Here is a 10207-nt window from a genome sequence, read left to right on the forward strand (position 1 = left end):
GTACTATGGACAACGTCATCACCCTCGCTCACGAGCTGGGCCACGCCTGGCACAACTGGGTCATTCGGGATCTGCCGATGAGCCAGCGCAGCTACCCCATGACGCTGGCCGAAACCGCCTCCATCTTCGCCGAAACCCTGGTGCGCAGCGCCCTGTTCGAGCAGGCGCAAAGCACGGAAGAGCAGCTGGCGATCGCCTGGGCCGAGGCCGACGGCGCTGCCACCTTCCTGGTCAATATTCCGGCCCGCTTCGATTTCGAGCAGGCCTTGGTGGCCGAGCGGGCGCAGGGTTATGTATCCGCAGAGCGGCTCAAGGCGTTGACCGACGAGGCATGGGGCCGCTGGTATGAGGGGAGCCTCTGCCGCTATCACCCTATGTTCTGGGCGGCCAAGGCGCACTTCTCCATCGCCGGGCTGGGCTTTTATAACTACCCCTATCTCTTTGGCTATCTGTTCAGCCTTGGCGTTTATCAGCAACTGATGAGCCGCAAGGCGGCGGGGGAGACGGGGGTGGCCGAGGCGTATCGCGCCTTGCTGCGCGATACCGGCCGGATGAGCGCCGAAGATCTGGTGGTGAAACATCTGGGGCAGGATATCCGTGAGGCCGCCTTCTGGCAGGGGAGTCTGGCACAGGTGGCGCAGGCGGTAGAGCGCTTCGCGCAGCTGCCAGCGTAACCATCGGCCACCTAGGTCACAGAAGCAGGCCACCGGGCAACCATGTTGTCCGGTGGCCTGTTGGTTATGACTGCTCCTCCTCCGGCTTTAATGCTGCGGCAATCAGGGGTCTGGATTTCTGGACCGGAATTGCCTGATAGCCGTTAAAGAAGTAGTTGAGTGCCACCGCGCTGATGGTGGACAGCAAAATGCCACTATGCAGCAGGGGTTGCAATACCGCAGGGAAGTGCTGGAAAAAGGCAGAACCACCCAACGGGATCATGCCAATACCTATGCTAATGGCGATGATGAACAGGTTATAACGGTTGCCATAATCTGCCCGCGACAGAATGCGAATGCCGGTAGATAGCACCATACCAAACATCACCAGACCGGCACCGCCGAGTACGAATGGAGGGATAGAGGCCACAATGACGGCCATCTTGGGAAACAGGCCAAAAACGACCAGGATCCCGCCCGACATGACGCATACCCAGCGGCTCGATACGCCGGTGACGCCAACCAGGCCGATATTCTGGGAGAAGGAGGTGTGAGGGAAGCTGTTGAACACCCCACCGATAACGGTGCCGATGGCATCGACCCGCAGACCTCGCATGATATCGCCACGGGAGGCCGGATGGCCGACGATGTCACCGAGCGCCAGAAACATCCCCATGGATTCGATGAAGGTGATCAGCATGACCACCGTCAGGGTGGCGATAGAAATTGGTTCAAAGGTAGGCCAGCCCAGGGCAAAGGGCGTGATGGGGGCAAACCAGGCGGCGTCGCCTAACCCCTCAAGGCTTACATCCCCCATATACCAGGCGACGGCGAAGCCGAAGATAATCCCGAGTAACACCGATACATGGTTGATAAACCCCTTGGTGAAGCGGGTGATTAGCAAGATGAAAAGAAGAACCAGAAAGCTGACGCCGATATAGCGCAGGCTGCCATATTCGGGATTGCCCTTGCCGCCTGCGATCCAGTCGATCCCGACCTGCGAGATGCTGATCCCGATGGCGGTGATGACCACGCCGGTCACCACTGTGGGGAAGAGTGGCCTGAGACTGCCGATCAGTGGTACCAGTGCGAGAGAAATGAGTCCTGCAGCAATGGTGGCGCCAAAGATGCCGGTCAAGCCAACGTTTGGCATGGCGCTGATAGCAACCATGGGCGTGACGGCTGCAAAGGTGACCGACATGATAACTGGCAGCCGGATCCCGATAAAGCGGCCAATCCCAAGGCATTGCAGCAGGGTGACGATGCCGCAGCAGAATAGGTCGGCACTGATGAGGTAGGCTATTTGATCCTTGGGTAGCCCCAGGCTGCCGCCGATCACCAGTGGCACCGCTACCGCACCGGCATACATCACCAGCACATGTTGCAGGCCAAGAATAAATAGCTGGCCCATAGGGAGTATGCGCTCGACTTCATCATCTGCCGGATATTTGCGCTTTCCCGGCTGGGGCCGGGGGGGATTGGTTTGGTTCATGAACAGATCACTCCTTGAAGCCCGTGCAACAGGCACAGGCAAGATAGTAAAAGCCGCAGCTTTCTCGATCATTGATGTCGTGGCCGGCTCTTCCGGATAAGTGAGGAGGGGGCCAGTGCAGGGGGTGATGGTGCACAAAACATGCACAACAACCGGCAAAGTGAAAACGTTTGGCCGTAACGTCTTGTTTTTGTGGGATGAGTCACATCCTGGTCAGATCAGTGTCTGGGTCCTGGCGGCAGGAGTCGGCGGGGGCATCTCAGATTGGTAAGGGGTTTATCATTATTGGTCTGGGGATCTCACTTTGATAGCAAGGCGCCCGCTGGCATGTGGGTCACAGGGCGCAATCAGGGGCAGGGGCGTGATCCAAAGCAAGAAAGTTGGATGTTTTGGTGGCGCGTGAGGCCACCGCTGGGGTAGTTTCGATAAAACCGACACCGATCCTGAGGTCTTTTCCATGATCATCTATCTGCATGGCTTTGATGCCACCAGCCCCGGCAATCACGAGAAAGTGCTGCAGTTGCAGTTTATTGATGATGATGTGCGTTTCGTGCACTACAGCACGGTTCACCCCCGTCATGATATGAGCCACCTGCTTAAGGAAGTGAAGAAACAGCTCGACATGAGTACCGATCCCAAGCCGCTGATCTGCGGGGTTGGGCTGGGTGGTTACTGGAGCGAACGGATCGGCTTTCTCTGTGGCATTCGCCAGGTGATTTTCAATCCCAACCTCCACCCGGAAGAGAACATGCAGGGCAAGATCGACCGGCCAGAGGAATATGACGATATTGGCACCAAGTGTGTAACTGAATTTCGTAATAAAAATTCAGGAAACTGCCTGTGCATCCTTTCCGTTCAGGATGAAGTGCGCGATAATCGGGACACTGAACGTGAATTGAAGAACTATTACGACATCGTGTGGGATGAGCGCGAGACTCATAAGTTCAAAAATATCTCGCATCATCTGCAACGGATGAAGGCCTTTAAAGAAGCCTGAACCATCACGTCGAACGATTTCGTTTTAGGGAGCCAATGGCTCCCTTTCGTTTTGAGGAACCAAGGAAAAATCATCATGATGAATATTGTCGTTGTAGGCGGCGGCGCAGGTGGCCTGGAGCTGGCCACCAGTCTGGGTCGCAAGCTTGGCAAAAAGAACAAGGCCAAGATCACCCTGGTTGACCGTAACCGTACTCACCTGTGGAAGCCGCTGTTGCACGAAGTCGCCACCGGCTCCATGGATGCGGGCATCGATGCCCTGAGCTACCAGTCCCACGCCAAGAACCACGGGTTCGATTTCCAGCTCGGTAGCCTGACCGACATCCAGCGCGACGAGAAGCGTATCGTGCTTGCCCCGATCCATGACGACAATGGCGACATCGTGGTCAACGAGCGTGCTGTGCCTTACGACATCCTGGTGATGGCCATCGGTTCTGTCTCCAACGACTTCAATACCAAGGGGATCAAGGATCACTGTATCTTCCTCGATAGCCCCTCCCAGGCGCACCGTTTCCACAACAGCATGATGAACCGCTTCCTGCAGTTCGCCACCGAATACCAGCCGGGCGACAAGGTGAAGATTGCCATCGTTGGCGGCGGTGCGACCGGTGTTGAGCTCTCTGCCGAGCTTTACAATGCGGTTGAGCAGCTCTACGCCTATGGCTTCAAGAACCTCACCACCGACAGCCTGAAGGTCACTCTGGTGGAAGCGGGCCCCCGCATTCTGCCGGCACTGCCGGAGCGCATCAGTGGTGCCGCTCATCAGGAGCTGGTCAAGCTGGGGGTGGACGTGCGTACTGCCACCATGATCACCGAAGCGACCAGCGACGGTCTGCACACCAAGGATGGCGAGCTGATTGAAGCGGACCTGATGGTGTGGGCTGCCGGTATCAAGGCGCCGGACTTCATGAAGGATATCGCCGGTCTGGAAACCAACCGCATCAACCAGCTGGTGGTGAAAGAGACCCTGCAGACCACCCGTGACGAGAATATCTTCGTCATCGGTGACTGCGCAGCCTGCCCGCAGCCGGATGGCAAGTTTGTGCCGCCGCGCGCCCAGTCTGCCCACCAGATGGCCAGCCAGGCGTTCAAGAACATTCTGGCCAAGATGAACGGTGGCGAGATGAAGCCCTACCTCTACCACGACCACGGTTCGCTGGTGTCCCTGAGTCGCTTCTCCACCGTGGGCAGCCTGATGGGTAACCTGATGCGTGGCTCCATGATGGTGGAAGGCTACATGGCGCGTATGGTTTACATCTCGCTCTACCGGATGCACCAGGTCGCCCTGCACGGCTACGTCAAGACCGGCCTCATCATGCTGGTGGGCCGCATCAACCGGGTACTGCGCCCGACCCTGAAGCTGCACTAAGCACCATTTTGAAGGGAAAAAGGAGAGACCATGGTCTCTCCTTTTTTATCGGCGCTTGTCAGGGGAAACGCTGGCTACTGGCCCAGATAGGTGCGGTCGAAGAAGGTATTGACCCAGTGGGGGCGGTAGATGGCCAGCACCGTCATCGCCATGCCGTTGAGCAGGGCTTCCGGGAAGAGCAGCAACGGCCAGATGGAGAGGTAATCCGCCGTGATGGTTTGCCAGGGATAGCTGCCGCTTAACCCCATCAGCAGAGCGCTGGCGATAATCTTGACCGAGATGGTCACGGCGCCGCCGAGAAATGCGGCCACGAAGATGTAGACAAAGAGGTGGCGGGGCAGCCAGGCCCAGCTGGCCAGGAATAGCAGCCAGCTGGTGGCCACCGGCAGGGCGATGCCAATCAGCGCCTGCCAGCCAAAGTCGGCCAGATTGGTGACCCCGAAGTAACCAAGCACCAGCAGGGTCAGACAAGGGGCGAGCAGTGCCAGCCGCCAGCCCAGCAGCAGGGTGATGGCGGTCAGCCCGAGAAAGTGTACCTCCAGCCCCTGATGCAAACCGGCACGAAGTATCCAGAGAGGAATGAGGGCGATGGCACTGCCCAGCAGCAAATGCTGGTAGAGCGGATGGTCATGGAGGGTTTGCCACAGGGAGCGGCGCAGGCTAAAGGCCAGCAGTACCAGCCAGATCAGGAGGGCGGCGAGTTGTCCTTCACTCATCTTGTCGTCCATTCATGCAGTAACGGTGAGTCCGGGCGGCCTTCCCGACCGCCCCATAGCAGAGCAGGCTGACGAGTCAGCCTGCTTTTACCATCAATATTTGACGTTGTTGTGGTACTTGCCGAGGATCCCCTTGACCCGTTCCATGGTCTCCTTGCTGGGGGGCTTGATCCCGCTCAGCTCGTAAGGATCGCCCAGCACATCCCACTTGTGTTTGCCCAGCTCGTGGTAGGGGAGCAGCTCCACCTTCTCCACGCTCTCGCCCAGCTCGGCGATGAACTGGCCCAGCCCTTCGGCGCTCTCGTCATCGTCGGTCCAGGTTGGCACCACCACGTAGCGGATCCACATGGTCTTGCCTTTGGCTGCCAGATAGCGGGCGAACTCCAGGGTGTACTTGTTGCTGACGTGGGTCAGCGGAATGTGTTTCTCGTCATTGATCTGCTTGATGTCGAGCAGAACCAGATCGGTCTGTTCGAGCAGCTTATCGACCTGCTGATCCAGATGACGGACGAAGCCGTTGGTGTCGAGACAGGTGTGGATGCCTTTCTCTTTACAGGCGGTAAAGAGTTCGGTGATGAAGGCCGGTTGCAGCATGGCTTCACCACCGGACGCGGTCACGCCGCCACCGGAGGCATTCATGAAGTGACGATAGCTGGTGATGTCCTTCATCAACTCCGGCACTGTCACTTCACGGCCACCCTGAGTATCCCAGGTATCGCGGTTGTGGCAGTACTTGCAGCGCATCAGGCATCCTTGCATGAATACGATAAAGCGTATCCCCGGACCATCGACAGTGCCGCAGGTTTCAACGGAATGGATCCGGCCAATGGTGCCGTGAGATTCGGCCTGTGGGCTGATTTCAACGGTGGGGATCCGGTTAATGACAGTCATAGACAACTCCAACGATTCGAGCAGGTCGTTATTTTATTACATAAACCCCTATTGATCCTACACCTTTAGTCCGGCGCGTGGCTGCCAAGCAGCTGCTCCAGCGCCTTGACGGTGAGCGGACGACTGGTGAGGAACCCTTGATAGTGCTGGCATCCCAGCGCTTTCAAAATGGCGAGCTGGTCCTCCTCTTCCACCCCTTCAGCGGTGACGGTAAAACGGAATACCTGAGCCAGATCGAGTATCGCCTTGACGATGGCTCTGTCCTGTTCGCTGTGAACAAGGGTCTGAATGAAGCTTCTGTCGAGCTTCACCTCATCGGCGGGCAGATCCCGCAGATAAGCCAGCGACGAGTAGCCAGTGCCAAAGTCATCGATGGAGATGAGGATGCCGAGCTCCTTCAATTGGCGCATTCGGGCGATGCTCTCGCGGCGATTCTCCAGCACCACCGATTCGGTCACCTCCAGCAGCAGGCGGGAAGGGGGCACGCCGGTGTCGCGCAGAATGTACTCCACCTGCTGCACGAAGCCCTGAGTGTGGAACTGGCGGGCACTGACGTTGACCGACAGATGGGGGATCTGCAGGCCGCGGTTGAGCCAGAAGCTGTACTGGGCGCAGGCGGTCTTCATTACCCAGTAACCAATTTCCAGAATGAGGCTGGTCTCTTCGGCGATGGGGATGAACTCCCCGGGCGGCACCATGGTGCCATCGCTGCGCTGCCAGCGCAGTAGCGCCTCGATGCCGGAGAGGCTGCCATTGTCGACCCGATATTGTGGCTGGTAGTGCAGTCGCAGCTCGTGATGGCGCAACGCGTCGCGCAGCTGGTTGGTGAGGGTTAACCGATTTTTTTCGTGCTGAGCCATCGCTTCGGTGAAGAAGACATAGTTGCCTTGACCGGCCCGTTTGGCCATGTGAGTCGCGGTATCGGCCTGCTGCATCAGCGTCAGGTGGTCCACCCCGTTGTTGGAGAAGAGGCTGATCCCCACCGAGGCGCTGCAGTGCAGCTTGTGATCGCCAATGTCGAACGGGGTGCGAAATAGCCCCATCAGTTCGCGGGCAAAGTGCTCTGCCAGGATCTTGGCGGTGACTTCACCCTGTCCCAGCTGGGTAAAGAGCAGCGCGAACTCGTCTCCCGAGATGCGGGCCTGTACCAGATTGTCCTGGGGCAGCTCCCGAAAGCGCTGCACTACCGCCTGCAGCAGCTGATCGCCGCAGGCGTGGCCGAGGGAGTCGTTGATCGATTTGAAATTGTCGAGATCGACCAGCAGCAGGGCGCCCCATTGGCCATCAGGTTTTGCCAGTGTGCCTTGCAAGATATTGTTGAGGCTGCGCCGGTTGTGCAGACCACAGAGATCGTCGTAGTAGGCGAGCTGCTCTATATGTCTGGCGGCCTCTTTTTCCTGGGTGATGTCGTAGAAACTGCAGATGAAGTGGCTCAGATCCTCTCGTTCATCCTTGACTCCGCTCACCATCAGCCGCACCGGAAAGAGGTGGCCATCCTTGTGCAGGCAGCGCTCTTCCCCGAGCCAGAACTCCTGCTCGGCGACAGTACGGCTGACATCTTCCCGCAGGTGGTCCCCATAGTAGGTGGGGCGAAGCTTGCGGATGGAGTGGCCAATCACCTCGACTTCGCCAAACCCGGTGATCCGGCTGAAGGAGTGGTTGACCTTGAGGATGAAGCCCTGATGGTCCATCACCAGCAGACCATCGTGGGTATTGAAGGCCACTTCGGCCAGCCGCAGAGCATCATCGCTGGCCAGCCGTTGCAGCTCGATGGCCGCCCGCTCGTGCTGGCTGCTCAAGAGGTCCAGTAGCGGCTCGGGGTCAGCAAGCGGCCCGTCGAGCAGCAGGGTGAGCAGTCCGATGGGGGCGCCGTTCGGGCCGTGCAGCGGAATGCCGATATAGGCGGTGGCGTTGAAGGCCAGCAGTCGTGTTGCATTGGGGTAGCGAAGGGGCAGATCTTCCACATAGATCGCCTGACCATGCTGGAACAGCTCCCGCCCCGGACCGTCTCCCATCTGAATGGGTTTCAGGTTGGAGAAGGTCTCCCCATTGAGTACGCAACGGGGGATGATCCAGAGATCCTGACCACGGGGCTGGAACTCACCGATCCAACCCACACGCGCGCCACAGTGAGTCATGGCCCAGCGCACCAGGGTTTTGCAATAGTCGATACCGGTGAGCTGGCTCAGTTCGGCAGGCAAATCCGCTTCACTCTCTTGCTCCTCGCTCTGCGGTTGCCAGTGGCCGAGCAGCTGGGCGCTGCTGCGCACCAGTTGCAGCATCTCGTCGCTGAGCGGGGTTGGGTCGAGGTACTCCAGACTCAGCACCCCGAACAGCTTGTCCTGCTCCAGCAGGGCACCGTCGAGGCGAGAGCAGACCCCGGCGTTGGCCAGATAGAGATGGTTGATCAGCATCGGCTGGTGGGCCGCTTCCGAGAAGCTCAAGGATTTGCGGGTGCGCAGGGCGCGGATATAGCGGCTGTCGCCGCGGATCGGATAGATGCTCTCGACGCCTAGCTTGAATACGGGGGTGAGCTGTTCGTAGCCCAGATCGCCGTTGGCCTGATAGTGCCAGAGAATGAGTCGATCGGCCCCCAGACTCTCTTTAAGGGCCTCGAGCAGGAGCGCATACTGCTGCTGGCTCGCCATCTGGCTGAGGCGCGGCAGTTGCAGTGCCAGATCGGCGATGGGCTCCTGGCGAAGGTTCTGCAGACAGATGAGCCAGAAGCCATCCTGCTCGTGGGCGAGGGCGATGTGCCACAGCTGGTTGGCAAAGCGCACGGTGATCTTGCCGCCATGGCCATTGGCCAGCTGTTGTTCGATGGGCAGTCGCAAGGCATCGGGCAGCTGGGCAGGCCAGGGGGCGCGCGGCTCGTCGAGCCAGTAGAGCGGGGTTTGCATCACGTCGGTCAGGGCGACCAGCCGTTGACTGCGCAGCTCCAGACGGAAAAAGAGCGGCGTCTGGAGGGCAGGGGGAAGATGACTGAGTGCGGTAGACGACATGAACAAACAACATCCTGTTAAGCAACCGTCGGGGTTGCAAGAATACTGCAAAATTGTGTGAAACAAAATTTCATTGAATTCTAAATTAGAAAAGTCTAATTTATTGCCCATTATCATGTATGAGGAGTCTTGCAGATGAAACGGATCCTGATTATCGGTGGTGTCGCGGGGGGCGCATCGGCGGCGGCTCGTGCTCGCCGTTTGAGTGAAGAGGCAGAGATCGTGATGTTCGAGCGGGGCGAGTTTGTCAGCTTCGCCAACTGCGGTCTGCCCTACCACATCGGGGGCGATATCCCCAATCGGGATGCCTTGCTGCTGCAGACCCCCCAGAGCTTCAAGCGCCGTTTCAACGTCGATGTGCGGGTCTTCCACGATGTGATAGAGATCGACAAGGCGGGCAAGACCCTGCTGGTGCGTAACCTGCAGACCGGTGAAGAGTTGCGCGAACCCTATGACGTGCTGCTGCTGAGCCCGGGCGCTGCGCCGATCCGGCCTCCTTTCCCCGGTATCGACAGCCCCCATGTCTATACCCTGCGCAATATTCCGGACATGGATCGCATTCTGGCAGCCCTGCACCACGATCAGCCGCGCCACGTCACCGTGGTGGGGGGCGGCTTTATCGGGCTGGAGATGATGGAGGCGCTGCATCAGCGCAAGCTGGAGGTCACCCTGCTGGAGCTCTCCGATCAGGTGATGGCGCCGGTGGACAAGGAGATGGCCAACATGCTCCACGCCCGCATCCGCGAAGAGGGGATCGACCTGCGCCTGCGCACCGGTCTCACCGCCATCGAGAGTCTGGATCTGCCTGCCGAGAAAACCTCCGCCGTGCCGACCGCCAACAGTGGTGGCCTGCGCCTGACCCTCAATGACGGTTCACATCTTGATACCGGTCTGTTGATCCTCGCCATCGGCGTCAAACCGGAAACCCTGCTCGCCGCCAAGGCGGGGCTGGAGCTGGGCCCGCGTGGCGGCATCAAGGTGGATGCCGGGATGCGTACCTCGGATCCCTTCATCTACGCGGTGGGGGATGCGGTCGAAGAGACCGATTTTGTCACCGGTGAATCAGTGCTGATCCCGCTGGCGGGCCC

The 10207-nt window shown here is 59.0% G+C and carries 8 protein-coding genes; 4 read left to right on the top strand and 4 right to left on the bottom strand.

All coding sequences use genetic code 11. From position 1 onward, the window contains the following. Positions 1–674 (top strand): M3 family metallopeptidase (locus tag LD28_RS0109825; RefSeq protein WP_033136794.1); only part of this gene is annotated, 674 nt, incomplete at its 5' end. Between the two features lie 64 nt (positions 675–738). Here the strand turns inward: LD28_RS0109825 and LD28_RS0109830 are convergent. Continuing rightward, entirely contained in the window at positions 739–2145 is a 1407-nt protein-coding gene (locus LD28_RS0109830) for a nucleobase:cation symporter-2 family protein (protein ID WP_033136795.1), read from the bottom strand. A gap of 457 nt (positions 2146–2602) precedes the next feature. Here LD28_RS0109830 and ycfP point away from each other — a divergent pair, with 457 nt between their 5' ends. Both ycfP and LD28_RS0109840 read left to right on the top strand, forming a co-directional pair. After that, positions 2603–3142, top strand: a complete 540-nt coding sequence (gene ycfP, locus LD28_RS0109835; protein ID WP_033136796.1) for an alpha/beta hydrolase YcfP — start codon at positions 2603–2605, stop codon at positions 3140–3142. Positions 3143–3217: 75 nt separating this feature from the next. Beyond that, on the top strand, positions 3218–4510 hold the full coding sequence (locus tag LD28_RS0109840; protein WP_033136797.1) for an NAD(P)/FAD-dependent oxidoreductase: 1293 nt from the start codon (positions 3218–3220) through the stop codon (positions 4508–4510). A 74-nt stretch (positions 4511–4584) separates the two neighbouring features. Here the strand turns inward: LD28_RS0109840 and LD28_RS0109845 are convergent, their stop codons facing one another. The 3 genes from LD28_RS0109845 to LD28_RS0109855 form a co-directional block, all read right to left on the bottom strand. Further along, the gene (locus LD28_RS0109845) at positions 4585–5226 is read right to left on the bottom strand and encodes an energy-coupling factor ABC transporter permease (protein ID WP_033136800.1); all 642 of its coding nucleotides are present in this window, start codon (positions 5224–5226) and stop codon (positions 4585–4587) included. 93 nt (positions 5227–5319) lie between these two features. After that, the gene (gene pflA / locus LD28_RS0109850; RefSeq protein ID WP_081959491.1) at positions 5320–6117 is read right to left on the bottom strand and encodes a pyruvate formate lyase 1-activating protein; all 798 of its coding nucleotides are present in this window, start codon (positions 6115–6117) and stop codon (positions 5320–5322) included. A 65-nt stretch (positions 6118–6182) separates the two neighbouring features. After that, positions 6183–9119, bottom strand: a complete 2937-nt coding sequence (locus tag LD28_RS0109855) for a sensor domain-containing phosphodiesterase (protein WP_033136798.1) — start codon at positions 9117–9119, stop codon at positions 6183–6185. A 135-nt stretch (positions 9120–9254) separates the two neighbouring features. Here LD28_RS0109855 and LD28_RS0109860 point away from each other — a divergent pair. Continuing rightward, positions 9255–10207 (top strand): NAD(P)/FAD-dependent oxidoreductase (locus LD28_RS0109860; protein WP_033136799.1); only part of this gene is annotated, 953 nt, incomplete at its 3' end.

Origin of the sequence: Aeromonas finlandensis, from assembly GCF_000764645.1 — a bacterium.
GTDB classification, from domain to species: domain Bacteria; phylum Pseudomonadota; class Gammaproteobacteria; order Enterobacterales; family Aeromonadaceae; genus Aeromonas; species Aeromonas finlandensis.